Source organism: Chitinophaga flava, from assembly GCF_003308995.1.
In the GTDB taxonomy this organism is placed as follows: Bacteria; Bacteroidota; Bacteroidia; order Chitinophagales; family Chitinophagaceae; genus Chitinophaga; species Chitinophaga flava.
The window spans coordinates 2,781,560-2,807,985 of sequence record NZ_QFFJ01000001.1 but is presented as its reverse complement, the minus strand read 5'-3'; the positions used below and the strand labels follow the sequence as shown (position 1 = coordinate 2,807,985).

19 protein-coding genes are annotated in these 26,426 nt (G+C 46.3%); 12 read left to right on the top strand and 7 right to left on the bottom strand.

Annotated elements, in window-relative coordinates; genetic code table 11:
* Positions 1 to 48: 48 nt before the first annotated feature.
* Together DF182_RS11195 and DF182_RS11190 are read left to right on the top strand one after the other, a co-directional pair.
* The gene (locus tag DF182_RS11195) at positions 49 to 1,098 is read left to right on the top strand and encodes a sensor histidine kinase (protein WP_113615706.1); all 1,050 of its coding nucleotides are present in this window, start codon (positions 49 to 51) and stop codon (positions 1,096 to 1,098) included.
* A gap of 100 nt (positions 1,099 to 1,198) precedes the next feature.
* Entirely contained in the window at positions 1,199 to 1,927 is a 729-nt protein-coding gene (locus tag DF182_RS11190) for a LytR/AlgR family response regulator transcription factor (protein ID WP_113615705.1), read from the top strand.
* 99 nt (positions 1,928 to 2,026) lie between these two features.
* On the opposite strand, the gene DF182_RS11185 is transcribed toward DF182_RS11190, so the two are convergent.
* The gene (locus tag DF182_RS11185) at positions 2,027 to 2,785 is read right to left on the bottom strand and encodes a geranylgeranylglyceryl/heptaprenylglyceryl phosphate synthase (RefSeq protein WP_113615704.1); all 759 of its coding nucleotides are present in this window, start codon (positions 2,783 to 2,785) and stop codon (positions 2,027 to 2,029) included.
* A 333-nt stretch (positions 2,786 to 3,118) separates the two neighbouring features.
* On the opposite strand from DF182_RS11185, the gene DF182_RS11180 reads away from it, so the two are divergent.
* From DF182_RS11180 to DF182_RS11170, 3 genes are all read left to right on the top strand, one after another.
* Positions 3,119 to 6,433 (top strand): vitamin B12-dependent ribonucleotide reductase, encoded by a 3,315-nt coding sequence (locus DF182_RS11180; RefSeq protein ID WP_113615703.1) that lies wholly within the window; start codon positions 3,119 to 3,121, stop codon positions 6,431 to 6,433.
* Between the two features lie 737 nt (positions 6,434 to 7,170).
* Positions 7,171 to 7,698 carry a hypothetical protein gene (locus tag DF182_RS11175; protein ID WP_113615702.1) on the top strand — a complete coding sequence of 176 codons (528 nt, stop codon included), beginning with the start codon at positions 7,171 to 7,173 and terminating at the stop codon, positions 7,696 to 7,698.
* 22 nt (positions 7,699 to 7,720) lie between these two features.
* Positions 7,721 to 8,209, top strand: a complete 489-nt coding sequence (locus DF182_RS11170; RefSeq protein ID WP_113615701.1) for a YcxB family protein — start codon at positions 7,721 to 7,723, stop codon at positions 8,207 to 8,209.
* Positions 8,210 to 8,430: 221 nt separating this feature from the next.
* Here DF182_RS11170 and DF182_RS11165 read toward each other — a convergent pair whose 3' ends face one another.
* The 5 genes from DF182_RS11165 to prs all read right to left on the bottom strand — a co-directional run bounded on the left by DF182_RS11165 (position 8,431) and on the right by prs (position 15,785).
* A complete protein-coding gene (locus DF182_RS11165) occupies positions 8,431 to 9,147 on the bottom strand; it encodes a DUF2490 domain-containing protein (protein ID WP_113615700.1) in 717 nt (238 codons plus the stop codon).
* Positions 9,148 to 9,300: 153 nt separating this feature from the next.
* Positions 9,301 to 10,791, bottom strand: coding sequence for a SusD/RagB family nutrient-binding outer membrane lipoprotein (locus DF182_RS11160; RefSeq protein WP_113615699.1), 1,491 nt, complete (start codon positions 10,789 to 10,791; stop codon positions 9,301 to 9,303).
* Positions 10,792 to 10,802: 11 nt separating this feature from the next.
* Positions 10,803 to 14,225 carry a SusC/RagA family TonB-linked outer membrane protein gene (locus DF182_RS11155; RefSeq protein ID WP_161964119.1) on the bottom strand — a complete coding sequence of 1,141 codons (3,423 nt, stop codon included), beginning with the start codon at positions 14,223 to 14,225 and terminating at the stop codon, positions 10,803 to 10,805.
* 121 nt (positions 14,226 to 14,346) lie between these two features.
* A complete protein-coding gene (locus DF182_RS11150; protein WP_113615697.1) occupies positions 14,347 to 14,796 on the bottom strand; it encodes a GNAT family N-acetyltransferase in 450 nt (149 codons plus the stop codon).
* Between the two features lie 59 nt (positions 14,797 to 14,855).
* The gene (gene prs, locus DF182_RS11145) at positions 14,856 to 15,785 is read right to left on the bottom strand and encodes a ribose-phosphate diphosphokinase (protein WP_113615696.1); all 930 of its coding nucleotides are present in this window, start codon (positions 15,783 to 15,785) and stop codon (positions 14,856 to 14,858) included.
* A gap of 133 nt (positions 15,786 to 15,918) precedes the next feature.
* Between prs and DF182_RS11140 the strand changes: the two genes are divergently transcribed.
* From DF182_RS11140 to DF182_RS11110, 7 genes are all read left to right on the top strand, one after another.
* Positions 15,919 to 16,644, top strand: a complete 726-nt coding sequence (locus tag DF182_RS11140) for a carboxypeptidase-like regulatory domain-containing protein (protein ID WP_113615695.1) — start codon at positions 15,919 to 15,921, stop codon at positions 16,642 to 16,644.
* Between the two features lie 111 nt (positions 16,645 to 16,755).
* Entirely contained in the window at positions 16,756 to 17,676 is a 921-nt protein-coding gene (locus tag DF182_RS11135; RefSeq protein ID WP_113615694.1) for a FecR family protein, read from the top strand.
* 36 nt (positions 17,677 to 17,712) lie between these two features.
* Positions 17,713 to 20,934 carry a TonB-dependent receptor gene (locus DF182_RS11130; protein WP_245957407.1) on the top strand — a complete coding sequence of 1,074 codons (3,222 nt, stop codon included), beginning with the start codon at positions 17,713 to 17,715 and terminating at the stop codon, positions 20,932 to 20,934.
* Between the two features lie 75 nt (positions 20,935 to 21,009).
* The gene (locus DF182_RS11125; RefSeq protein ID WP_113615692.1) at positions 21,010 to 22,374 is read left to right on the top strand and encodes a hypothetical protein; all 1,365 of its coding nucleotides are present in this window, start codon (positions 21,010 to 21,012) and stop codon (positions 22,372 to 22,374) included.
* A 71-nt stretch (positions 22,375 to 22,445) separates the two neighbouring features.
* Positions 22,446 to 23,225 carry a hypothetical protein gene (locus DF182_RS11120; RefSeq protein WP_113615691.1) on the top strand — a complete coding sequence of 260 codons (780 nt, stop codon included), beginning with the start codon at positions 22,446 to 22,448 and terminating at the stop codon, positions 23,223 to 23,225.
* A gap of 11 nt (positions 23,226 to 23,236) precedes the next feature.
* On the top strand, positions 23,237 to 23,872 hold the full coding sequence (locus DF182_RS11115) for a hypothetical protein (RefSeq protein WP_147243412.1): 636 nt from the start codon (positions 23,237 to 23,239) through the stop codon (positions 23,870 to 23,872).
* Positions 23,873 to 24,137: 265 nt separating this feature from the next.
* Entirely contained in the window at positions 24,138 to 25,058 is a 921-nt protein-coding gene (locus DF182_RS11110; protein ID WP_113616852.1) for an alpha/beta fold hydrolase, read from the top strand.
* Positions 25,059 to 25,071: 13 nt separating this feature from the next.
* On the opposite strand, the gene DF182_RS11105 is transcribed toward DF182_RS11110, so the two are convergent.
* Complete coding sequence (locus DF182_RS11105) at positions 25,072 to 26,421, bottom strand: S41 family peptidase (RefSeq protein WP_113615689.1); 1,350 nt, start codon at positions 26,419 to 26,421, stop codon at positions 25,072 to 25,074.
* Positions 26,422 to 26,426 lie beyond the last annotated feature (5 nt).

The following is a 26,426-nucleotide window of genomic DNA, read 5'->3' as shown; positions in this document are numbered from 1 at the left end:
GTCATACGGTATTTTTGGTATACTTGGGAAGTTTACTAATTTAAATGGATGTTTAAACAAGTATATAAATACTGGTGGGGACAATTGTTAGGGTGGTCGGCGTATTTCCTGATCAATGTATTCTTCAGTTTCACGCTGAAAAAACCAAATCTGCAAACTGCGATGATCTACCTGATCATCTTTGTACTGTGCGGTATTCTTTCTACTCATTTGTTCAGAGCTTTGTTAAACAAGCTCAGAGGCTGGGGAAGTTTCAGTTCTGAAAAGCAGTTGGTACTATATCTGGTGCTGGTATTAAGTACCAGTGTGGTTTTGTATTTTGTGTATAATCTGGTGTTGGATTATCTGGTGGGTAATCCTCCCCGGAGTAAGAACTTCCTGCAGAACCTGCTGGACAGAGGTTATGTATCCTGTTTTGCTGTTTCCTTTATCTGGTGGGCGATATATTTCATCGGGCATTATGTGGACCGAAACCGGATTTCACAGGTAGACCGGCTGAAGCTGGAAGCAACTGTAAGGGAACTGGAGCTTAAAACGATCAAGGCACAGCTGAATCCTCATTTTATCTTTAACGCGCTCAACAGCATCCGGGCACTGGTGGATGAGAACCCGCAGCGGGCAAGGACGGCCATTACGGAGCTTTCCAATATCCTGCGTAGTTCCATGGCTACAGAAAAGATGGAAACGGTGAGCCTGGAGAGTGAATTAAATATTGTAAAGGATTACCTTGCATTGGAGCATATCCGCTTTGAAGAGCGATTACAGGTAAGGTATGAAATAGATCCCGATACACTGGGGCTGCAGGTGCCGCCCATGATGTTGCAAACACTGGTGGAAAACGCTATCAAACATGGCATTTCCAGGGTAGTGAGTGGCGGAACAGTCTTTATCGCTTCCCGGTTGAACAACATGGAACATGAAATCATGATCGAAAATACCGGCCAGCTGGTGGAGAAAAATGTTCTCAATGGCCATGGATTTGGATTACAGAGTACGCGGCAACGATTAAGTATTTTGTTTGGAAACAGGGCTACCTTTGACATCAGAAATAAAGACGAGGCAACGGTAGAAGCCAGGGTGGTAATGCCGTTACTCTGATTGCTTGTTATACGGAAACCGCTATGGCAGATCGTTTGGACTGTCTATAGCTTATTTGGATTATTTAAAAATTAATCATCAACCAAACTTCATATTGCCAATGAAAAAAGCATTGATAATAGATGATGAACGCCTGGCCAGGAGTGAACTGAAAAAATTACTGGCAGATCACCCGGAAATAGTGGTGGTAGGAGAAGCGGTTAACGCGAAGGATGGTATCGAGAAGATAGAGACCCTACATCCTGACCTGTTGTTTCTGGACATTCAGATGCCGGACAAAACGGGATTTGATCTGCTTGCCGAACTGGAGAAGGCACCACAGGTGATCTTCACCACTGCATATGATGAATATGCGCTGAAAGCATTTGAATACAATGCGCTGGACTACCTGCTGAAACCGGTGGAGCCCAAGCGTTTGGCAGATGCAATCCATAAACTGCATCAACTGGAGGAGAAGGACCGGCTGGCCACTGCGGGTGGTATCCGCACCCTGCTGTCTGAAAATGATCAGGTGTTTGTGAAAGATGGTGATCGTTGCTGGTTTGTGAAGCTGCAGGAAATCCGTTTGTTTGAAAGCGTGGGCAACTACGCCCGAGTGTATTTTGAGACTAATAAGCCGTTGATTCTGAAGTCGTTGAATGCACTGGAGGAAAGACTGGACGAAAGGGTTTTTTTCAGGGCCAACCGCAAACACATAGTGAACCTGCGTATGATCGAGAAAATCGACACTTATTTTAACGGAGGGTTGTTACTGGAAATGAGAGGTGGGGAAAAGATAGAGGTGAGCCGCCGGCAGGCCGTTAAATTCAAGGAAATGATGAGTTTGTAACAGTCTTTTGTTATTGAATTGATAAAAAACAGCGGAGACAGCCACTATGGCGATCTCCGCTGTTTTTTTATATCGATAAAAAAGTGAATAAATCGTAAATTACAATGTTACGGGTGCTGTGGAATGTACAGCATCTGCGAGTTCCTTGATCAGGGAAATATCGTGTTCGATGGCATTACCTACTACGATGATATCGGCACCGGCTTTACAGTTGCGATAGGCTTTTTCAGCATCGCGGATACCGCCGCCAACGATAATGGGTACTTCTACCTGGCTAGCTACCCGGTTGATCATGGTTTCAGTGATAGGGTTACGGGCGCCGCTGCCGGCATCCATGTATATAACCTTCATACCCAGCATCTCTCCTGCCATGGCTGTACACATCGCGATATCTGCTTTGTCGGCAGGAATAGGAGTGGCATTGCTAATGTAGGATACAGTGGTAGGAGCTCCACCATCAATGACCATATAGCCGGTAGAAATTACTTCCAGCTGGCTTTTTTTGACAGCAGCAGCAGAAACCACATGCTGACCAATCAGTAACTCAGGATTTCTACCTGATATCATTGAAAGATAAAGGAGCGCGTCTGCATATCTCGAAACCTGCGAAGGGCTTCCCGGAAACAGAATAACGGGAATATCACAGCTGGCTTTCAATTGTTGCACGCATTCATCCAGGTGGTTAGTAATAACGAGGCTGCCACCGAGGAAGATATAATCCACCTTGGCCGCAGTGCATTTAGTCGCGAGTTCAATGATCCCGGCAGGGGTAACCTTATCCGGATCAATCAAAACCGCGAATGCCTTTTCTTTCCTAGCCTTTCTTTCGATGAACGAAGTGTATATTTTATTGTACATCAATAGCGCATTGTTCCGGTTGTCGCAAATGTATAATATTTTTATTAATAACCCACAATGCTAAATAAATATGCATGCAATTCATTTTCTATGAATGAAGTTCATGATACTTACGGCATTATAAGTAACACCCACATATAAAGCTCTGCTAACGACAAATTTTGAGCCGGATTTTTGTTGTACTGGTTTGGGTATAACAAACATCCCGGCAAAGAGTTGATTCAATTATCCACAAGTTGTGCATAATAATCCAACTTACCCAGGTATTTTAAAATTAATTTTAAACCCTCCCCCCTTACATATTTCTTTAATCGTAAGAAAAAAATTTTGGGTATGAAAAATCCAGCAAGCAGCCAGAGTGGCCTGACGTTTTCCCGTTATTTCACACGGGAAGGAGTGTCTCCGTATGAACAGTTTGAGTATGACCTGCGCTCGTCGGTGATCCGTAATCCCGGTGGTGATGTAGTGTTTGAGATGAACAACGTAGAAGTACCTAAAGGATGGTCGCAGATCGCGACTGATATCCTGGCACAGAAGTATTTCCGAAAGGCAGGCGTGCCTCAGGAAGATGGTAGTGTGGGCCGTGAAACGTCGGTGAAACAGGTGGTGCATCGTATGGCCCATTGCTGGAAGGCATGGGGAGAGCGCTATGGGTATTTTGCTTCTCCGGAAGATGCGCAGGTATTTTATGACGAGCTGGTTTATTGTATGCTGAACCAGGCTTGTGTGCCTAATTCGCCGCAGTGGTTTAATACCGGGCTTTATGACAGTTATGGTATCAAAGGAAAACCACAGGGACATTTTTACGTGGAACAACATACCGGTAAACTGGAGAAATCGACTTCTGCCTACGAAAGACCGCAGCCACATGCCTGTTTTATCCTAAGTGTAGAAGATGATCTGGTAGGTGACGGCGGAATTATGGACTTGTGGATGCGTGAAGCCCGTATTTTCAAATACGGTTCCGGTGTGGGAACCAATTTTTCCCATATCCGGGGAGAAGGAGAGAAACTAAGTGGTGGCGGTACTTCCAGCGGATTAATGAGTTTTCTGAAGATCGGTGACCGCGCTGCCGGTGCTATTAAATCAGGCGGTACCACCCGCCGGGCGGCCAAAATGGTGTGCCTGGACCTGGACCATCCGGAAGTACTGGAGTTTATCAACTGGAAAGTAGAAGAGGAAAAAAAAGTAGCGGCATTGATAGCTGCCGGTTATTCTGCGGATTATGAAGGTGAGGCTTACCGGACTGTGTCTGGGCAGAACTCCAATAATTCTGTTCGCATCCCAAACCGCTTTTTTCATCAGCTGGCTGATGATAGTGACTGGGATCTGACAGCCCGGACTACCGGTAAAGCTGTCAAAACCATTAGGGCCAAAGATCTCTGGGACCAGATTGCTTATGCCGCCTGGCGTTGTGCAGATCCTGGCACCCAATACGATACGACCATCAATGAATGGCATACCTGTCCGCAAGGCGGCCGGATCAATGCTTCCAATCCCTGTTCTGAATACATGTTTCTGGACAATACTGCCTGTAACCTGGCATCTGTCAATCTGCGGCGATTTTTTGATGAGCAGCAGCGTCTTTTCGATGTACCGGGATTTGAATATACAGTGCGGTTGTGGACGGTAGTGCTGGAGATATCTGTATTGATGGCACAGTTCCCTTCCCGGGAAGTGGCTCAGTTGAGTTACGATTACCGTACGCTTGGGCTTGGTTATGCGAATCTGGGTTCCATGCTTATGGTGAATGGTATTGCCTACGACAGTGAAGAAGCTCGTGGTATTGCAGGAGCTATTACAGCTATTATGACTGGTGTGGCTTATCAGACATCAGCGGAGATGGCTTCGCATCTGGGTGCTTTCCCACGTTTTGCAGAGAACCGGGAAGACATGTTGCGTGTGATGCGTAATCATCGTGCTGCGGCTTATGATGCAGCAACAGCCTATGAAGGACTCGAAATTCTTCCTCAGGGTATCAATGCCCGGTTCTGTCCTGATTATCTGCTGAAGGCGGCTACCAGGGCCTGGGACGAGGCGGTACAGGCAGGTGAGAAATACGGCTATCGTAATGCTCAGACAACGGTGATTGCTCCTACCGGGACCATTGGACTAGTAATGGACTGTGATACTACAGGGGTAGAGCCTGATTTTGCGCTGGTAAAATTTAAAAAGCTGTCCGGTGGTGGTTATTTCAAAATCATCAACCAGTCTATTCCAACAGCCTTGCATAATCTGGGTTATCAGCCTCATGAAATAAAAGCAATTGTTGACTATGCAAAGGGTACCGGTTCTTTTGCCGGAGCACCTTATATTAATCATCAGTCACTCAGTGAAAAAGGGTTTATCGCTGAAGAGTTGAAAAAGCTGGATAGTGCAGTGGTTTCTTCGTTCGATATTTCCTTTGTGTTTAATGTTTATACGCTGGGAGAAGCTTGTTTGCAGCGATTGGGTTTTACGCCGGAGCAGTATTTTAATCTTGACTTCAGTTTGTTGCATGCGTTAGGATTTACGGATGCAGAGATAGAGGCAGCCAATGATTACATCTGCGGTACGATGACGATAGAAGGCGCGCCGTATCTGCAGGAGGCACATCTGCCGGTGTTTGACTGTGCCAACAGGTGTGGCAAACATGGGGAGCGTTATATTCATCCACATGGACATATCCGGATGATGGCAGCTGCGCAGCCGTTTATTTCCGGGGCTATTTCCAAAACGATCAACCTGCCGCATGAAGCGGAAGTGCATGAAATAGCGGATGCCTATATGCTGAGCTGGGAGCTGGGGCTCAAAGCCTGTGCGCTTTACAGGGATGGTAGTAAGTTGAGTCAACCACTTAGTAATAAGAGTGATAAGAAGAAAAAAGCAGATGTTGCAGCCACTACAGAATCTGCACAGATTTTAGATACCGATCAGTTAACGATTGAAGAGTTGCTGGAAGAAGTGAACAAGCGGATGATCGCTAGTACGGATACTACGTTGAAGCGGCAGCTGTCAAGGATTGTAGAGCGTAAGACATTGCCAGCCAAACGGGGAGGTTTTACCCAGAAGGCAAAAGTAGGTGGGCAGGCTATTTACCTGCATACGGGAGAATATAATGATGGTACACTGGGAGAGATTTTTATTGATCTGGCGAAGGAAGGATCTACGTTGCGAAGTATGATGAACTGCTTTGCCATAGCGGTTTCTGTGGGATTGCAGTACGGTGTTCCGCTGGAAGAATTTGTAGATAAGTTTGTATTTACCCGTTTTGAGCCGGCGGGGATGGTTGACCATCCGAACATTAAATCGGCTACATCGCTGGTAGATTATGTATTCCGGGTATTGGGATATGAGTATCTGGGGCGTACAGACCTGGTGCATTTGCTGGATGCGCCGGGGAATACCGGAGATGAAGACGAGGAAAAAAACGACTCCCATTTGTTATCAGGTATGCGGGTGACTTATCATGGGAGTAGTCCGCAAAGCGTGCCCAGAGCGGTAAAGCAGCAGCCTGCGGTCATGCATTCTGCAGAAAAGAGCACGCAGGATTATTTGCGTAGTATGCAGAGTGATGCCCCTGCCTGCAACGTTTGTGGGCATATTACAGTAAGGTCCGGCACTTGTTACAAATGCCTGAACTGCGGTAACAGCATGGGTTGTAGCTGATTTGATGTTGCAACTCTTGTTAATGATATGTTATTGTGCCTTTAAAATTTCAAAGAAAAATAACATGCACTTACCTTTGTATTCAAATAGGGTTTTCATAGGATAGTAACAAATTGAGGGCGCTTTTCTAGGCGCCCTTACTTTTTTCCAAAAACCCGGTGTTTGAAACACCTTTTTTACCCTCCTTCTTCTAACCTATTACTCCAATGGGGTATTAGGATATTTCATTTTGTCTAATTTTAAGCCTTTAAATTTTCGTTTCTGAAGTTTTGCCTCTTCATATTAGAAAATATTTAATTTTTACCCTTTCCTGCCTGTCACCATATAATTTTATTATATTTGTTATTGTATTAATTTTTATTATGGTTACTGTCCTATGAAAAACCAAATATTCCTACACCGCGTGATTCATCATGCACTGTAAATGACTCTCGAAAGCAATGGTTCGTCCATTGCTTTTGTTTTTTCAGGGAGATACCTATTTTCTGGTAATAGTTCGGTTTCGTGTCGCCGCAGTTGCGGGAGGTTCAGTGGGTGCCGATGGTTGGTATTAAAAAGCCGAAATTGAGACGCTACCTATTTTCTGGTAATAGTTCAGTTTCGTCTTGCCGCAGTTGCGGGAGGTTCAGTAGATGCTGCCAGCCGGCATTAAAAAATTGAGACACTACCTATTTTTTTTAGGCATGAGAAATCTCAGAATATAATTGTATTTTTAAGACTCGAAAAATTGACGCCTTATGAAAAAGCTGTTGTTCTTGCTGCTGGTAGTTTTGGCCGCAGCCACATCAGCAAATGCCAACACTGGTGGCGGGAATGGTGATAACACCTGCACCTGCAAGACCGGGGAGAACAATGGAGATAAAAACGGGGATAACAACGATAACCGTAATAATGCCAGAAATAATGATAAAGCCAAACCTGTACGGGTAGAAGAGTTTGTATTATTATTTCCCCGGGTAGAGACGGCTGAGAAAGTAGATGAAGCAGAGTTGGAAAAAGCTATTGTGGACCTTTACAAATGGTATTTACAAAACGAAACAAAAATAAACACCAACGACTTCCTGAAAGGAAGTGGTAAGGAGATGGCTTTCCCCTTCAAGGTGGATCCCAAGACCTTACAGCAGTATTTCCTTTTCATCAAGAAAAACTTTCCGGGCTTCAATGAGGAGTTCCTTTCCACACTGAAGCGTAACCGTAAGAAAGATGCACCTGTTACTGTACGTGATGAAATGGATAATCCTATGTCGATTTCCGTAAACAGATAAAAATCGTTTTGCCAGTCGCCTAATGCAGTTAGAGTTCAGTTACAATAAGGGAGATGTGTTGCATGCATTACGCTATCATTTTATGCAGCGGGGTGAGATTAAGGTGTTTAGAAACACCCTTATGATCCTGTTGTTGGCCACTATAGCGGGTTATTCCTTTAACCTGGTCACACCAGGCACTCTTTCCGGCATCGCCGTTATGGTACTCCTGCTCGGGCTCGTTTTCTGGTACCTCCTCCCCATTTCCATCTATAACAAGGCCGCTACTTTCAAAGACAATATCCAGCTCCGCTACTCCGACGAAGGCATACAGATCTCTACCAGTGCCAGCGACCGCGAACGCTCTATCAGCTGGAAAAGCTTTTACCGCGTAGTGGAAACCAAAAAATTCTTCTTCCTTTACAGGGATAAAAAATCCTTCTTCCTCATTCCTATCAGTGCTTTTAAAACAGAAGATGCCTACCAACTCTTCTCAACTATGATGAAGTCTAAATTTAGCACCAGCTATTAATTCAGGCGGGTGGTATTTTAGCTGATGGATACTGATTTTCCTGATGAAGGGAGATTATGCTTTATGATTTTGCTGCGAATATTTAATTTCTGATAGATAGAAATTATTTTTTATATATGATATTTAATTAGTTCAAAAGCCCGCTGATTATCAGCGGGCTTTTGTTTGTATTATGTATATGTTGTTTTAGATTATCTGTTTGGGAAGTAATATCAAATGCATTAAAGATTAATGTTCTGAAATACGCTGAAATGCAGGATATGGTTCATGGTTTTGGCTCCGCTGTTTACCTGAACAAGCTGGTTCATATAGCCGATATCAGCTTTCAGGTTGGGGCTGATCTGATAGCCAAAGGCGGTCAGAAAGCGGTTCTGATCAAAAAGGAGGTTGCTGATACTATTACCCCAGAGATTCAGGAAAATTTCGTCCTGTAATGCCACGTAAAACCGGGTTGACTGTTGGTGATGGCGGATAGCCAGCTGGGTACGGTTGAAATACCGCAGGCGGTTACCATATTTCCAGTCACCGATGGCCCTGTGGGCGCCAGGTGCTGATGATTGTGCCACCCAGCGCTGTTCCAGCCGGAAACGGTGGGTCATATCGATTTTAGGAGCTTTGTAGATGTATTGCTCAAAAATACGCTGTTCCGGTAGCCAGGTATCGCTAACATTGTTATACGTAGGTACAAAAGCATATCCCAATAAGACCTGGTGCCGTTTGTTAATAGCATATTGTAGTCCTCCCCTCATCAACAGCTGTCCCTTATTGCTGATTCCGTCTCTGATACGCAATTGTACATCAAAGGGGACAGACCAGTGCTGATTAATTTTCATTGTCCCGAAATAAGTGTACCAGTGCTGATAGGCATGCGTGGTCTCCTGGGCCGAGGCATAGCGGGTAAGGGCTATCACGGCCAGTAATAACAGTACTTTCTTCATAAAAACGCTTAAAACTTACTATAGGGGGGCTTAAAGATAAAGCAAGTGCAGCATTGAGAAAAACGGGAAGACAAGGATCAGGGCCGGACAGAACAAAAAAGCGCCCGCAAAAGCGGGCGCCGGTTGATTGTTTTAGTTGATTGTGTTTTTTTGTTAAAATTTGTTAAACCACAGTTTAGTGCCTTTCACATCACCGCCAATTGCTTTGGCGGCATTTTCATATGATGCTTTATTAATGGTTTGTTCGGAGATCAGGTAAGTAAGGCGGTATGGTACCAAAGGTGTGGAAGGGTCCATAGAACCGGATATGGGTGCTATGAACAAGGCTGTTCCACCTGGTTTTTTGAAGTTGAGCCTGGTGCGCTCAAACCAGCCCTGGAGACCCTGGGGATAGAGCGCCAGCCATTTCTGCGTACCGATTACATTACGCCAGTCGCTGGCATTGTAGGGCACTTTTGCGATGTAGCTGTTAATAGCAGGGTCATCGATACTTCTGTCGTCTGCCAGTTTTTTCCAGAAGCTGATGGATGCTTTGATACCATTGGTGTAGTGGGTGGCGGCGTCGCCTACGTTCATGCCGCGGGCGGCTGCTTCTGCCAGGATAAACTCCACTTCTGCATAATCCATCAGGATACCGGGCATAACGGCGCTATAGATCTGTTTGCCAGGATAGGAAAACTTTCCGGGAGCAGGCCGGGTTTTATCGGCGCTGGCCCAGCCGTAAGGCATTCCGTTGATGACCTGGTCATCTTTGGAAGGACGGGCATAGATGGCCAGTCTGGGATCGGCTACACTTTTCATATAGTCTACCAGGGTAGCACTTACGAAAAAGTCAGAGAGCTCCCTTTCGGAATCATTGTAGGGAAATTTATTGGGAGCGGCATTCAGATAGGTGAACAACGCGTTATCATCATTGCTGGTAAACGCCTGTTGGTAATTAGCTTCGATGATTTCCCGGGCTTTGGCATCGTTGGCATCTGCCATGCGGATGGCGATACGCAACAGCAGTGAATGAGCCAGTTTGCTCCATTTGTCAGTACTGCCAAGATAGATCACGTCGCCGGTGGCCAGTGTGCCTTTAGTGACATCCAGTATTTTGATCTGTGCCTGCAGGGTATCAATCAGCCGGGCATAGACGGTTTGTGCGTCATCGTAGGCTGGGGTGATATTACCGGCGTCGAGCTGGAACGTGCTGGAATAGGGTATGTTGCCGTAGGCATCAGCAAGCACCTGGTATATCCAGCAGGCTGTGATCCGGGCGATGGCCGTTTGCGCAGCTATTTTCGGATCATCGAGTTTGTTGCCGTTTTGGCGGACAATGTTATTGAGATTGTTAAGTGATATACGGTACAGATTGTTCCAGAGCGTGGAGTTGTTGCCTTCGTCCAGTTTGTAGCGGCTGTCATCTGTACGGGAGTTGCCAGACCAGTACTGGGCATAGTGCATACCGATATAACCGTTCTGGAGGCCGCTGTAGAGCACGTCCATCGCGTTTTTCTGGGCGCCGGCCAGCAGGTACTGCGGATCGGCGGTAGTAGGTTTCGTTGGGTCGTGATTGATATCATCGAGCTTTTTACAGCCGGAAAACGCTATGGTGGCCAGCAGTAGAAAAGCGGAGCTATATTTCAGGATCTTGTTAGTCATCTTCACAAATTTTAGAATGATACACTCAGGTTTAAGCCATAAGAGCGGAGTGAAGGCAAGGCCCCTCCTTCTATCCCCTGCACGTTGGTAGAGGAATTGATAATATTGGCCGGGTCTACATTGGGCGCGTTTGATTTGATCAGCCACAGGTTACGGCCATAGAGGGACAGACGTGCGCTTTGGGCACCGATTTTTCTGTACCATGATTCCGGAAGGTTGTAGCCGATTTTAGCTTCTCTCAGGTAGACATAACTGGCATCATACAGATTCGCTTTGCTGATCACATTGCCGCCATTGGAACTGAAGTGGTCCTGTGCGGTGATATTGACTGTATTGGGATGGCCATCGGCGGTAATACCGGGTACTACGATACCTGTTTCGCGGATATTGTTTTCCACTGTGCTTTGCAGCAGGCCAGACTTCTCACCGTACAGGTTGGTGTAGGAGAAGAAGTTGCCACCATGCTGGAAGTCTATCAGGGCGGAGAGGTAAATACCCTTATAGGTGAAGGAGTTGGTGATACCTCCTACGTAGTCCGGATAGGCGTTGCCGATAGGTACGTTTGTTTTGGTAGGCACATAGTGTCCCTGGGCGTCTACTACTTTCTGACCGTTAAGGTACGTGTAGTCGGTACCGATGATGGTGCCGAGCGGCTGCCCCACCATGGCCACTACAGATACCTTCTGGGTACGGCGGTCGGTGCCGATATAGAGCACCGGCAGAGAGGTGTTGTACTGCTCAATGTCGAGGCTGAGCAGTTTGTTGCGGTTGCGTGCGATATTGGCGCTGATATCCCAGCGGAAACCGTTTTTAAGGCGGATAGGATTCAGGTTCAGGCCAATTTCGATACCGCTGTTTTGTACACTGCCACCATTGACATATGAGCTGGTATATCCGGTTGCGGCAGGCAGTGCCAGTGCAATGATCTGGTTTCTGGTGGTGCGGTTATAGTAGGTAAAGTCAACGCCTACACGATTGTCCAGAAATTTCAGTTCCACCCCTGTTTCCACTTCAGAGGTACGTTCAGGTTTGAGATCTCTGTTGTATTTGGTGGCAGAAGACTGTGTGATCGGATAGGAGCCGAACGGCGGTACAAAATCGTAGGTGTTGTAGATTCTGTACGGGTCAGCGTCGTTACCTACAGCGGCCACGCTGCCTCTTACCTTACCAAAGGAGAGCCATTTCCATTCCTTCAGCAGATCGGAGAATACGAAGGAAAGGGATGCTGACGGGTAGAAGTATTGATTGTTGCCTTTTACGAGTGTGGAGCTCCAGTCGCTGCGGCCGGTGAGGTCGAGGAAGAGCATGTTTTTATAGCCCAGATTCGCGGTAGCGAAAGCAGAATTGATCTGTTTTTCGTAGAACTCATCGATAGACTGGGCTGGCTGTACGGAGTTGGCAAGATTGTACACATCCTTGATGGTAAGGCCTTGTACAGTGCTTCCTCCGGTGGTAGTCCAGCGGCGGTGCATAATGTTACCGCCTACTGTAGCATTGAACTGAAAATCGTGTCCGAAGTTTCTTTTAACATCGGCGGTCAGCTGATAGTTCATTTCGCGGGAGGTACGTACGCGTTTGATATAACCACCTACAAAATAATCTCTGGCGGTCCTTTCTTCTTCGAGGGTGTTGTAATCGTCCATGAATACGCGGCCGGAGAAGCTGAGCCATTTGTTGGCGTCTATGTCTACACCGGCGAAACCAAAGAGTCGGTTACGGCTGTCGGTTTCATAGTCCATATAACGGTTCCAGTAGGGGCCATTGCTGGAGAGTGGAGCCGGGTCGTTCCAGGCTTTGCGGTTCCAGGTGCTCTGGGAACCGTCGTCGTATTTGTAACGTTTTTCCATGTCGAGGTCGAGCTGACGCTGACCGTACATGGTAAACTGCAGTGCCGGATTGGGGCCTGTAAAGCCGGTACCAGGGCGGCCCTTGGCATTAAGGGCTACATAATTCATGGCAGCTACTGCCCTAACGCCTTTGGTTACTTCGTAATTGCCGTTGAACGACAGGTTATTACGTTTAATGGAGGCGTTGGGGAGCACAAAAGTCTGGTCCATATTGCCGTAGGAAAGGCGGAAACCACCTTTATCGTTACTACCGGCCATGGATATATTATTTGTAAGGGTAAAGCCTGTTCTGTAGAAGTCTCTTACGTTGTTGGGGTGCGCTGCCCAGGGGGCTGTCTGACCGAAGTAGGGATTGTTTTTGTTTTTATCCCATGACCAGTACGGACGTACGAGGCGCCCATCGAGTTTAGGACCCCAGGAGGCATCTTCGTAATACTGCGGCATCAGATCATAACGGCCTTTGCCATTATTATCGTCGTAGGCACCGCTTTGTGCATTGAGGAAGCCCTCGGGGTTTTTGTTGTAAAACAACGTATCAAAGCGTGGACTGGAGCCACCACCGTATTGATTTTGATAGTCGGGCAGTTTATATACCTGGTCTATCTGAGCATTGAGACTATAGGTAACGCCTATCCCGCGTTCTGAGTCCGGGCGTTTTTTAGTGGTGATGAGCATTACACCGTTGGCACCACGGCTGCCATAGAGTGCAGTGGCGGCAGCACCTTTCAGCACAGAGATATTTTCGATGTCTTCCGGATTGATGTCCTGGAGAGGGCTACCATAATCGTAACCACCACCACCATTGAGTTGGCCGCCCTGGTTGGTGTTGTTGTTCATCATGGGCACTCCGTCGATCACGAAGAAGGCGTTGTTGTCGCCGAGGATGGATTTAACACCGCGGATAGTGATTTTGGTGGCACCACCCATAGAGCCGCTGTTGGTATTGATTTGTACGCCTGGTACCTTGCCGGTAAGGGCGTTTACAAAGTTGACTTCTTTTGCTTCCTGTACAGTGCTACCGCTTACTTCCTGTATGGCATATCCCACGGAGCGTGGGTTTTTTCTAATACCGAGGGCTGTTACCACTACCTCACCCAATACTTTTTTGTTGGCATCAGCGGGCATGAGTGTAATGGCCAGTGTTTCCTTTTTGGAGAGGATAACCGATTGTTCTGCGAAGGTTGGTGAACTTATCTTGATCGTGTCTTTTAATCCTGCTTTGATGGAGAATTTGCCATCAGGGCCGGACTGGGCATAGGTGCCGGTGGTTTGGTTGCGAATGTGTGCGCCGGGAACGGGAGTGCCTTTATCATCCTTTACCATTCCGTTGATAGTAAATTTCCCGATTTCTTTCTTCACGGTTGCATCATCCGGCGGGAGGATAAGGGCGGTGTCCTGTTTGGGTTTCGCAGTATCTTGTCTTGTTTTGGCAGTGTCGGCAGCAGCAGGTTTGGTTACTACCGGAACGGTGGTATCTGCTGGCTGCTGAGCGGTGAGATACCCTTCGGGTTTTGCGTATGCACTGCCGGAATGATAGCAGAATAGGGCATAGCACAGGCCCGACCAGGCTAGTACTTGGCTTCTCATTGTATAGTGCTTGATTTGGTTACAAATTTTTGTTGCAGCGTTTAGGGGCTGCCGATGGTTATACTGGTGGTCCATATCAATTATCTATACAATTGAAAGCCCATTTACAATGGGCTTTATTTCATTTTATCAGGTTTTTCTTCATTTCGTAGTGTGGGATTCCCACTTCAGTAAACTCGTCTCCACAGATTTCGTAGCCCAGTTTCTGATAGAAACCGACGGCTTCTTTTCTAGCATGCATGGTTAGTATTCCGAACCCGTTGCTGACAGCATGTGATTCTGCAAAGAGGATGATATCTCTTCCGACTCCTTTGCCCTGCAATAAGGGTGATACCGCCATTTGCCTTAACTGTACTGTGTTTTCGCTGACGGGTGTAAGGATACAGCAACCGGCCAGCATTGTTTTGTCACCTTCCTGCAGGAACCCGCCGATGAGGAAATCGTTGATTTCCTGCTGCAGGTATTCAGCCGTAAACGTTAGTCCCAATGGTTTACGCAGCACTTCATCACGGAGTGCAACCATGTCCTGGTAGTCGCAACTACCGTATTCGATTATACGAAAATCAATCATCAGACCGGTTTTAATGGTGAATAAGATGTATTACGTTGAGGTATGAACGAAGTTGAGTATTAGCTTCTGGCCATCACGGCATTTACGATAAGTTGATCAACGGATTTAACCTGTAGCATATCATCCTGGATGAGGAGTGCGTTGGGATGGGTATCGGTGCAATAGATACCTTTAATGATACCGCTATCTTTTATTTTCTGAAAGCCGTTGCCAGCGAAGATTCCATGGGTGGTGATGACATAGATTTCATGGGCACCTGCCTGGATGTAGGCTTCAGCTGCATGCAGCAGAGAGCCGCCGGTGCGGATCATATCGTCATATATGATCACGATTTTATCTTTTACATCGGCGCTGATGGCGGTGATGGCTGTTTCTTCACCGGAGATGCGGCGTTTGAAGGCAAAAGCGGCCGGAACATGAAAATCATTGGCTAGTGATTCAACCCATTTGGCCCTGCCTGCATCGGTGCTGGCGAGTACAAAGGGGTTACCGCCGGCTATCTCCAGTGCTGCTTCCTTCACAAAATCTTTCGCATAAAGGTGTACCGGACGGATATCATTCTCAAAATACCAGGTGATACCATCTACATGAAGATCTATCAGCATGATCCTGTTGCCCCGGGAGGTATTAGGAAGAGAAGAGAATAATACTGCCCTGGTTTTGGCTTTTACGATTTCTCCGTGCTGAACGGCTCTTTCCATGGTGGAATAACCGAAGAAAGGAATTACAATGGTAAGAGAGTGTGCCCCCAGCTGGATACATCCGCTGGCGAGATCATATAATTCAAGGGTTTCCTTGTCATCGATGGTGCCGCCTAACAGGATTACTTCTTTATTACTGATCTCACTGACAATACGGTGGTAATGTTCTCCATCAGGGAAATCACGGATTTCGAGCTGGCCGTTTTCCCACTGGGAAGCGGTCTGGGCCAGTATTCGGTCCTTTAAATATTGATAATGCTGGGTGGCAAAAATGATCTTCTGTGGCATGATAATGGTGAATTGAGGTAAAATTAAGCTATTTATAAGGCTGATAATTAATAATTTTGTGCCTGAGCACTGTCATTCCCCCGCTTTTTTAACTTTTCATTTGCGGGTGGAACGTTAAATTTGAACGATTAGTATGTCCATGATTCGACTTTTAGCATATATCGGAGCACTTTTTTTCTTCTTTTTCATTTGCCAACAGCACACATCAGCGCAGGTACGATTGTCTGGTATGGTGGCAGACCAGGAAACGAAAACGGGATTGCCGTTTGTTTCCATCATTAATAAAAGAACAATGACGGGCACGCTCAGCAGTGAGAGTGGTCGTTTTTATATTGAAGGTATGCCGGGTGATACCATTGAGTTTTCTATGCTCAGTTATACCCAGCGCCAGATTGTAATGCCTGGTATGTCTTCTTCTCTGGATATCTACCTGCAGAAAAGGCTTTTTGAGTTACAGGGTGTGAATGTAAGAGGAAGCAACTATAAAAAGGATTCACTGGCTATGCGTGATGAATACGATCGTTATTTCCGTTACCGCAAACCAGGTGCTGTAGACGTATTAAAAACGCTGCCTGCCAATCCTATTACTGCCTTGTCGTACCTGGTGCCCAGCAAAGCGCGTAAGCGTAAGGAGCAGTTCCATGAGCAGCTGTTGTATTGGGAAAAGGAAAAGTATATTGATTACCGTTATTCTCCTGAGCTGGTGGGCAAAATGACCAAACTGCAAAGCCCTGAGCTGGATTCCTTCATGCATAAATATCGCCCTGGTTATCAGTTCCTCAATGATGCTACTGAATATGACCTGCTGCTGTTCATCAAACAGTCATTTGAAGAATATCAGCGGACAAAGGGCAAATAATTCTCCCCAAGGTCAAATATTACCAAATTGTTAACCCGTAAATCTGACTAGGAACATCCCGTTTCCCGAACGTACTCTTCATGTAAACACCCAAAGCAGGGAATCTGGGATATGGACAAACAACTACTGGACAAGTATTTTAAAGGACATTGTACGGAACGGGAAGCGACTGTTGTTGAAGCCTGGTTATCGGCGCCGGACTCTCCCCTGCTCGATGAGTTTATGATGGAAAAGTGGGATGCCGCCAATCCACCGGTAGCGGCTACGCCCAAAATACATCGCTGGTGGTATACAGCAGCAGCGGCCGTAGTAACGGGTATGATAGGGCTGGTATCTTTTCTGTGGCAACAGGGACATGCGCGGCAGGAACTGGCAGCCCATTATGACACATTGCGCAACAACAGCAACAATATCCAATTGTTTACCATGGCAGATGGTTCTGAAGTGTGGCTGAATGCTCATTCCACGGTACGTTATGGACTGCTGTACAACAAAGAAAACAGAGAACTGTGGTTATCCGGCGAAGCCTATTTTAAAGTAGCAAAAGATGAAGACCGGCCTTTTATGGTCCATGCCGGCGGTCTTACTACCACTGTACTGGGAACATCCTTTAATATTGCCACTTCCAACAAGGCCGATGGTGCTATCCAGGTGAGCCTGATAGAGGGAAAAATTGCAGTAAGCAAATTGCATGGATTCAATAAAATATTATTACCTGGCCAGATGCTGGAGTATGTGAATGGCAAAGAACCACAGCTGATGGCTTTCGGACAGAACGAAGTACTGGACTGGAAGAGCGGTAAAATACATTTTGAAAATACCAGTCTGGCGGATGCCTTAATGAAACTGCAGCAGCGTTATGGTATCCATATCATCCTGGAACAACCGGAAATAGGCCACAGGAAGATATCCGGCGAGTTTAAAAAAGAAGTATCACCAGAAAAAATATTGACCACCCTGGCGTATGTGCACAACATCTCCATTACTCGTGTAAATGACAGTACATTCCAGGTACAACGCAAACGCAACTAACCACAATTAAAACTATCTATTTAATCTAACTGAAGTATGCAAAAATCTACACAAAGATTTTGTACAGGGAAACGTATGTCCTTTAAACTGCTGTCCCTGTTCCTGTTGATGATGGGGTCATCGCCTTTCCTGTTGCAGGCCCAGTCCTATATTTCTCTTACTGAAAAAGTACAGCTGCAGTCGGTACGGACTAATGCGGCCGCCGTTGTGAAATCATTGCAGGACCAGACCTCTTATACTTTTATATACGATCCCGAATACCTGACACAGTGCACACTTTCTGCTGTAAAGTTTGATGGTGCTCCATTAGGAAAGGTATTGCAGTATCTCGATCAGCATGCTCCTGTTGATATTGAACTGACTAATAACCGTACTATCGCCGTACGCAAAGGCAAGGCGGAAAAAGCAGCCGTAAAGGTTAGCGGCCGTGTTACCGGCAGAATAGTAGACAGTAAAAATGAACCATTACCAGGTGTAACCATCGTGGTAGAAGGAGGACAAGGCGCCGTGTCTAATGTAGACGGTAGCTACGAGCTGCAACTGGAGCCAGGTAAATACACGCTCACTTTTTCCTATATCTCTTTCGACAGCCGTAAAGTGACAGATGTGGAAGTGACATCCAAAGAGATCACACCACTGAATATTGTACTGAAAAGCAGCGGTTCCCGGTTGAAGGAAGTGACAGTTACCGGCAACTACCGGAAATCCTCTATAGAAGGGCTTTATGCGCTTCAAAAAAATAATGCGGGCATCACTGATGGTATCAGTTCAGACCTCATCGCCCGCACACCGGATAAAAACGTAGGCGAAGTGCTGAAACGCGTGAGTGGCTTGTCTACACTGGATAACAAATATGTAGTGGTACGCGGATTGAGCGAGCGTTATAACCAGGCATCGCTGAATGGTCAGCTGATGCCCAGCACAGAACTGAATCGTAAAAACTTCAGCTTCGATATTATTCCTTCTAATGTAATTGAAAATATAACTGTCATTAAGACACTTACTCCTGACCGTAGTGCGGAATTTGGTGGAGGGCTGGTTGAAGTAAATACAGTAGACATCCCTTCTGAAAATTTTCTCAACATCAGTGTGGGTGGTAGTTATAATGATAAAACAACTGGTAAAACGTTTTTATCGCTTCCGCTGGAAGGCAAGGAATACTGGGCGAAAGCTTCAGACCATCGTAAGCTACTGGGTAAATTTGACTGGAAAGACCGTGCAGATATCATCAGTGCATTTGACGCCAGTATCGGTAAAGGCGAACATTTCAATAACAACTACGGAATTACATCTTTTAATGCACAGCCATCTACGAACTATCAGGTTTCTCTGGGCCGTGTGTTACCAGAGCATGGTAAAGGACAGTTTGGTGTGATCCTGGCAGCCAATTACCGTAATACGCTGGCTACACAGGATGTAGTGATGAGCCGTGCAGGTTTTGAAGGTGATAAGTCGATGGATTATGCCGCTTTCCGGGGACAACGTTATGGCTTTACCACCAATCTGGGTGGCATGGCAGGAATCGGTTTCCGTAATGAGCGCAACCGTATTGGTTTTCAAAGCATCTATCAACGTTCTCTTGATCAGCAGCTGGTATCTGGTATTGGCCAGTCTGCCGCCTACAGTGCACATACCTATGCTTATTTTGATATGACTGGTGTCACTGGTTTGTGGCAGAACCAACTGAAAGGAGAACATTCCATTGGTCATAACGGGCTTAAAGTAAAATGGCTGGGTAGCTATACACAGCTGGACCGCCAGCGCCCCGACAACCATTTTTTTGCAGGTAACTACCTGGACACAGACAACAATTATCCCAACAACTATAACGTTGATTATCTTTTCCCGATCAATGTGACCGCCGGCGCACTCCGCACCTGGAGCAGAGCTCGTGAGAACAACTACAGCTGGGACCTGTCTGCTACACAACCTTTTAAATTCAATATCGGTGCTTTGCCGCTGGATAATACTTTCAAACTGGGCTATGGTGGCTGGAGTAAAAACCGCTTTTTTTATGTGATCAACACTGCCAATACCATCCAGAACCCAGGACAAAATTATCTGCCTGTATCTTCTCTCATGACACCTGCAAACGGACTGGAAACAAAACTGGAACGTTTTGGTGACAACTATAACCGCTCGGCCTCCCTGCATGCCGTTTATGGTATGCTGGACAACAAGATCGGTGATTTCAGGCTGGTATGGGGTGTTCGTGGAGAATACTATAATCTTAACAATGTTAATGCTGCCCTGGATGTGCTGGATCAGGACCTCAACAGAGGCCGTGGTGAAGATAATAAACTGGACCTGTCCGGTTTAAGAAACAGGGAACCTAATTTCCGGCTGTTTCCTTCCGCCAATCTTACTTACAGCCTCACACCTTCCATGAATCTGCGTCTGGCTTATGCAGAAAGTATTATCCGTCCGGACTTGCGTGAGATGAGCGGTTTGAGAGAGTATGACTTTGAACTGGGAGGTACTTACTATAGCACCTATGTAACGTCTACCACTATACGCCATTATGATTTCCGCTATGAATGGTATCCAGGACCTGGTGAGATTGTGTCTTTCTCTCTTTTCTATAAGAAGATGAAGAACCCGATGGAGATATTCAAGGAAGCCAACAACGAATTCCGTTTGCGCAACAGTAAAGAGGCAAAGAATTATGGTCTGGAGATAGAGCTGCGTAAATCATTTCAGTTTACTGGTGTGCCCGTGTTGCGTAACATCACGTTATCCGGCAACTTCACTTATCTGGATTCCCGTGTAACGCCGATGATTGTTCGTTTTGATGGGACAGACCCTGATAACCCGCGTAAAGTGGTGATCACTGAAAATGTATTACCGGAAGAAAAGAGACCACAGGCTGGCGCCAGCAACTACATGGTGAATGCTGGTCTGGCTTATGATACCAAGCCGGTATCTTTTAACCTGGTGTACAACTATGTAACCAACAGGATGTACAGGGCCAATGAAATCTATGCCCTCTCGTTGTTTGAGCGTCCGCTCGAATCACTGGACGCACAGCTGGCATTTCATCTGTTGAAAGGCAAAGGTGAATTAAGATTAAATGTATCCAATCTGCTGAACAGTTTCAGCCTGGTATATATCAACCGTTTTGATGATGATCCGCAAATTCTGGCTGGCAGTAAAATGCCTACTACCAAACGGTTGTTATACCATGCCGGTAACGATGCGATCGACTATAAAGCCAGTCCTGGAAGGACTTTTAGCCTGACCGCCAGTTACAAATTCTGATGAAAGAGCATGCGCATTTTTGTTATATATCCTGATCAGGTATCCCGTTTTTGTTAAAAGAAAAAAAACAAAATCATGAAAAGAAAACCCTTTGGATTAGCCCTTTTATCAGCTGCCGCTTTAGGTGCTGTACTGTTTGCTTCCTGCAAAAAAGAGAACCACGCTCAGGAAGGTCGTCCGGTAACTGCTATCGGAACGCCTCCAGCTTCTCCTACCCTCTCTGGTGTATTAGGTACTTCCCACAGTGTAGCGGATACCATTCTGCTGACCAGTGGTACTGTATGGCACCTGAGTGGCCTGGTGTATGTTGACTCCGCTGACGTACTGATTATTCAGCCTGGTACCGTTATCAAAGGTGACCTGAGTGGTTCCTCTACCGTTGCCGGTGGTGGCCTCATCATCACTAAAGGTGCAAAAATTCTGGCTGAAGGTACTGCTGCCAACCCTATCGTATTCACTTCCAATTCCAGCACTCCACAATCCGGTGACTGGTCTGGTGTAGTACTGCTGGGTAAAGCACCTACCAACGCTCCTACTACCACCCGTGTAGAAGGTATTCCTGACGTATCACCTGCTGATGCTACTTTCGGCGGTAATCTTCCTAATGACAACTCCGGTATCCTGAAATTCGTTCGTATTGAGTATGCTGGTTTTGCTCTGTCTCTGAACAATGAATTAAACGGTCTGACACTGGCTGGTGTTGGTAACGGAACCGTTATTGATTACGTAGAAGTATTCAAAGCAAACGATGATGCTTTCGAATTCTTCGGCGGTACTGTAAATGCTTCTCACCTGCTGGCTATTGACGCACTGGATGATATTTTCGATACAGACAACGGATATAGCGGTACTATCTCTTATGCACTGGGTCTGTCTGACACTACCCGTGCTGACCAGAGCGAGTCTAATGGTTTTGAAAGCGACAACAACGCTGGTGGTACTGGTGCTACTCCAATCACCCGTCCTACTTACAACTATGTCACCATTGTAGGTTTACCCAACGCAGCCAAAGCTGCCAACGGCGCTGGTGGATTCAAATATGGCCGTGCCGCTCACCTGAGAAGAAATGCTGAATTCAACCTGAAGAACTCCATCTTTGTTGGTTTCTCTACTGGTATCAGCCTGGATCAGACAGTAGGTACTACTTACGACAAATACGTAAGCGGTGTGTCTGTTTTCACCAACAACTTCGTTCATGGTTATGTTAGAGCTTATGCTAAAGAGGTGAGCAAAGTATTCACTGTTATCGGTACACCAACCGGAAACGTTGGTACTACGACTCTGTCTAGTATCAGCCTGACTAGTCCGTTTGACCGCAGCGGTGGAGCAGCCAGCTTCTTTGCCGCAGAAGGTACTCCTGAAGATCAGGCGGGTGCATTCCCGAATGGTATTGACTGGACTACTGTAGGTGGTAGCCACAACTGGACCAGATACAATTAATTTTTTCAACAACGTGCAGCAGCTTGCTGCACGTTGTTCTCTTACCCTTTTATCCGCAACAATAAATACATATGCGATATAGAAAGTTACTTTTTTTAGCTGCATTTATTACGCTGCTATACGCCTGCCGGAAAGGCGAACTTCCCATGGAAAACTATTTCGGCAGAGTAGCCCTTACTCAGGTTGTATTAGGTGATACCACCAATCTGGACATCTTTTATAACGGAAAAAAGGTGGGAGCGATGATAAAAGCCCCTGAGGCGATACCCACTGTGGATGTGGTTTTACCAGCCGGACAGCAGGCAGCCAAATTAAGTATTTATAAAGCCGGCACAGATTCGCTGGTAGCAGATACCTCCATCATCATTACCCAAAACAGCGCGCAATCTTTTAGGGTGATCAGTTCCCGTCTGCTCAATATTAACGGTTTTATCGGTAGTGCCGCTGTAACACCTGATTCCAGTAAGTTTCAGCTTTTTTATTATCTCAATCAATCCTTTAATGACTACCCGGAAGCCGAGATGTATATCTATACCTCCGTTGGAAGACCAGCAGTGCTGACGGAAGTGTTGGTAGTAAAAGGATTGAAAAAAGGTGTGCTTGACCCGCGTGTGTTTACATTGCCTTGTAAGTCGGCCGCCGGAGCCACCTTAAATTATGTGTTCAAACTGAAGGATAGCAAAACGGGTAACTGGATATTACGTCAGGCTAATACCGTAAATGGCAGCTACATCTTTATGAACATGAGCTATGAAAGCTTTAAAGGCCGCTTTAACCTGGTGTCTATTATTGATGTGGACGGTGATACACCGGAAACCAACAAGGTTAAAATGGTTCCCAACACCATCTAAAATAATGTGGTATGTTACCAAAAGAAAACTTTTCGTATAGGCGATTGTGTTACATCGGAGTTATCTCCCTGTTGTTGCTATACGCCTGCACGAAGGATGATCAGCCGGTAACAACGCATACAAACCTGGAAATCATCCCCACCACCGATACGCTGACACAGGTGATCAATGCCAATACTCTCCTTACTGCCAATCATCCATGGTATATCAAAGGATGGGTATATGTGAGCAATGAGTCTACCCTGCGTATTGAGCCGGGGTCCATTATACATATTCTTCCGGGAGAACAGAGCAACAGCGGTGGTCTCGTGATCACCCGCGGTGCATATCTGCATGCAGCAGGTACAGCGGGTTCCCCGATTCATATCTCTATAAAGGAAAAAGGCAATGTACTGTTGCTGGGCAAAGCCCCGGTTAAAAACAAGATGCCGCTGGCAGATCATCCCGACAATAAACTAATGCCGGGTATTGCCTATGGCGGAACAAATGAACAGGATAGCTCCGGTGTTGTACGATATGTACAGCTGCATTACCACTCCCCGATGTCTGAAGGTTTAAAACTGATGGGAGCCGGTAGCAGAACAGTTTTGCAGCATGTTACCTTATACGACCGTCATCCTGGTATGAAACCCATTTTCCTCTACTAACATATTTACGAAGACCCTATTTGGTTTATTCTCCATATTTATTACAAGCAATGCAAAAGAAAGCGGCTGCCTCCTGTTTAGGAGACAGCTTTTTTTATTAGAGACAAGCACCGTACTCATCAGGGTCCTAATAAGTTGAATTGAATTTAAACCTCTTTTGTTATAGACTGTTTTCTTAATACCTCTGATTGTTTTATCAGTGGTCTATGTTTGTTGTGAATAACTCCAATTGTTTGCTTTTAAGCAGACTTTTAAATTTAAATCTATGAGAAAATCAAGTGTTCTTTTGCTGTTGTTTATCAGCATAACTGTCATTGGTTTTGCCCAGTCTATTAAGCCTGCTGCTCCACCTTCCAATTTTGCAAGCAAAGTGATGACCGTTGAAAACGGATTGACCATCCATTATGTCATAGGAGGAAAAGGCCTGCCGCTTTTGTTATTGCACGGCTTCGGACAGAACTGGTATATGTGGGAGCGTTTGCTTCCTGAATTGTCAAAACACTTTACAGTGATTGCTCCCGACCTTCCCGGGCTTGGTGAATCCGGTAAGCCTGCTGATGGTTACGATAAGAAAACGATGGCGTTACATATACATGCCCTGATGCAAAAACTGGGATTTAACAATATCATGCTTGCAGGCCATGATATAGGACTGATGGTGGCCTATGCCTATGCCAGACAATATGAAAATGAAGTGACGAAACTGGTCCTGATGGACGCATTATTACCAGGTGTAGAACCGGTGTGGTCGCAGGTCCGGGGCGCTGCCTGGTGGTTTGGTTTCTTTGCCTGGCCTACTTCACCGGATATTGTTGAGGGAAAAGCGAACGCATTCCTGACAGGCTTCTGGCCGGTAGTAGGGCATGTAAAGGACCCCTTTACCAAACAGGAATCAGATGAGTTTATCAGAGCCTATTCGGTACATGGGTCTATTGCAGGAAGCTTCCATTGGTTTGCTGCATTTCCACAGGATGCCAGAGATAATCAGGAATTTATGAAGCACAAGCTGAAAATGCCGTTGCTGGCTATGGCCGGAGAGTTCGCATCTTCTTTTCTTCCGGAACATTGCCGGTTGGTAGCCGACAACGTTAAAGGGGTGATCATAAAAGATGCCGGACACTGGATTGTACAGGAGAATACTCCCCAGGTACAAAAAGAATTCCTGGCTTTTTTACTGGCTCAATAATGGAAACCACGCTTTAGCGTGGAATGATCACTTCTGCACCGGTAGACAAGGTGTTAAAGTAGGTGTTCTCTCTGTTTACATTTTCTGATGATGCTGATCTGCTTCCTCCGTTGATCAGCGCCAGCGCCCTGTTGATGAGGGGATCGCTGATATCGCCGATGGCAGAAAGCGGGAGGTTGGTCATTTCATCTACCACATATTGCGGTGCGATACCTGCAGCATAATTGCCTTCTCCTTTGGCATTGGACAGCCGGTAAGCAATAGGCTGTAATACCCAGGTGATGCGGCGGCTACCGTCTTTGATAATAACGGCACCTTTGTCTTTTCCGTAGGTAGTTTGTCCTATCTGTATTACCTGCGTATAGGGCTTGAGGTTATTGATGGTCAACTCTGCTGCGGAGATGGTTTGACGGCCGGTAAGGATATAAACGCGGTCCAGTGTGAGACGGGAAGACTGGATACTGCTGAAGTTTACCGGTGTGCCACTTTCGGGATAACGCAGTGTAGTGCTGACATCCAGCAGTTGTTTGCCTAGTCTGTTATTACCGGTATACTCTACAAATGAAGTTTGTGCATTGAGCCGGCTGGCTACCAGGCTGGATAAAACAGCCGCTGCGGCCAGGCTTCCGCCCGTATTGTATCGAAGGTCAAGAATCAGTTCGGTGACACCTTGTGTTTTGAAATCCTGAAAGGCAGTCAGCAAAGCGTTATTGTAACTATCGTTGAATGCGTTGTAAAAGAGGTAGCCGATTTTTTTGCTGTTGCTGTTAATCACTTTCTGAAGATAGATCGGATTTTCAGTAGCGATGCCCAGTAGTACTTCCACCGGTGTTTGTTCGCTGATAACGCCTGCTGTGATGGTGGCCGGGGTGAAGTTTCCTTTTCCTTCCCGCAGAAGTTGTGCAGTGATGGTGGCAGCATTGCTGTTGTTGACCGGCTGACCATTGATAGCTGTAAAATACATACCACGGCTAAAGCCCGCCTTCTCGGCATTAGAGCCTGGGACAACGAGGCGCACGACGCCAATAAAACCACTGGAAGCAGAAGGATGTGGAATGATGCTGTAATCCATGCCATAGTTGTATAGCATGCTTCTGGGGTAGGTGGCCCAGTTGCCCGGATTATAAATCGCCGAAAAAGGATCTGCGGTGTTTTTCAGGCTGTTGTAAAAGGAGACTGTTTCCTGTTGGGGGCTGGCAGAGATGGGCAGGGTTTCATTCCACAGGTAGAAAAGGCGCATGCTGTCCAGCATCCAGTTGTTGATTTCCTGTTGGGTGACAGGGCCAGTGGGCGTAGGTGCGGGCTGATCTTTTTTGCTACAGGCCATACAGAAGAGGGCTATTCCCAGGTACCAGTATTTCATGATGT

Excerpts from the sequence above, each read along its gene's own strand:
- DF182_RS11130 (WP_245957407.1), top strand. The coding sequence starts at position 17,713 with ATGCAAAAATCTACACAAAGATTTTGTACAGGGAAACGTATGTCCTTT.
- DF182_RS11190 (WP_113615705.1), top strand. The coding sequence starts at position 1,199 with ATGAAAAAAGCATTGATAATAGATGATGAACGCCTGGCCAGGAGTGAA.
- DF182_RS11135 (WP_113615694.1), top strand. The coding sequence starts at position 16,756 with ATGGACAAACAACTACTGGACAAGTATTTTAAAGGACATTGTACGGAA.
- DF182_RS11140 (WP_113615695.1), top strand. The coding sequence starts at position 15,919 with ATGTCCATGATTCGACTTTTAGCATATATCGGAGCACTTTTTTTCTTC.
- DF182_RS11155 (WP_161964119.1), bottom strand. The coding sequence starts at position 14,225 with ATGAGAAGCCAAGTACTAGCCTGGTCGGGCCTGTGCTATGCCCTATTC.
- DF182_RS11105 (WP_113615689.1), bottom strand. The coding sequence starts at position 26,421 with ATGAAATACTGGTACCTGGGAATAGCCCTCTTCTGTATGGCCTGTAGC.
- DF182_RS11175 (WP_113615702.1), top strand. The coding sequence starts at position 7,171 with ATGAAAAAGCTGTTGTTCTTGCTGCTGGTAGTTTTGGCCGCAGCCACA.
- DF182_RS11165 (WP_113615700.1), bottom strand. The coding sequence starts at position 9,147 with ATGAAGAAAGTACTGTTATTACTGGCCGTGATAGCCCTTACCCGCTAT.
- DF182_RS11180 (WP_113615703.1), top strand. The coding sequence starts at position 3,119 with ATGAAAAATCCAGCAAGCAGCCAGAGTGGCCTGACGTTTTCCCGTTAT.
- DF182_RS11120 (WP_113615691.1), top strand. The coding sequence starts at position 22,446 with ATGCGATATAGAAAGTTACTTTTTTTAGCTGCATTTATTACGCTGCTA.
- DF182_RS11160 (WP_113615699.1), bottom strand. The coding sequence starts at position 10,791 with ATGACTAACAAGATCCTGAAATATAGCTCCGCTTTTCTACTGCTGGCC.
- DF182_RS11185 (WP_113615704.1), bottom strand. The coding sequence starts at position 2,785 with ATGTACAATAAAATATACACTTCGTTCATCGAAAGAAAGGCTAGGAAA.
- DF182_RS11195 (WP_113615706.1), top strand. The coding sequence starts at position 49 with ATGTTTAAACAAGTATATAAATACTGGTGGGGACAATTGTTAGGGTGG.
- DF182_RS11110 (WP_113616852.1), top strand. The coding sequence starts at position 24,138 with ATGAGAAAATCAAGTGTTCTTTTGCTGTTGTTTATCAGCATAACTGTC.
- DF182_RS11170 (WP_113615701.1), top strand. The coding sequence starts at position 7,721 with ATGCAGTTAGAGTTCAGTTACAATAAGGGAGATGTGTTGCATGCATTA.
- DF182_RS11125 (WP_113615692.1), top strand. The coding sequence starts at position 21,010 with ATGAAAAGAAAACCCTTTGGATTAGCCCTTTTATCAGCTGCCGCTTTA.
- DF182_RS11115 (WP_147243412.1), top strand. The coding sequence starts at position 23,237 with ATGTTACCAAAAGAAAACTTTTCGTATAGGCGATTGTGTTACATCGGA.
- DF182_RS11150 (WP_113615697.1), bottom strand. The coding sequence starts at position 14,796 with ATGATTGATTTTCGTATAATCGAATACGGTAGTTGCGACTACCAGGAC.
- prs (WP_113615696.1), bottom strand. The coding sequence starts at position 15,785 with ATGCCACAGAAGATCATTTTTGCCACCCAGCATTATCAATATTTAAAG.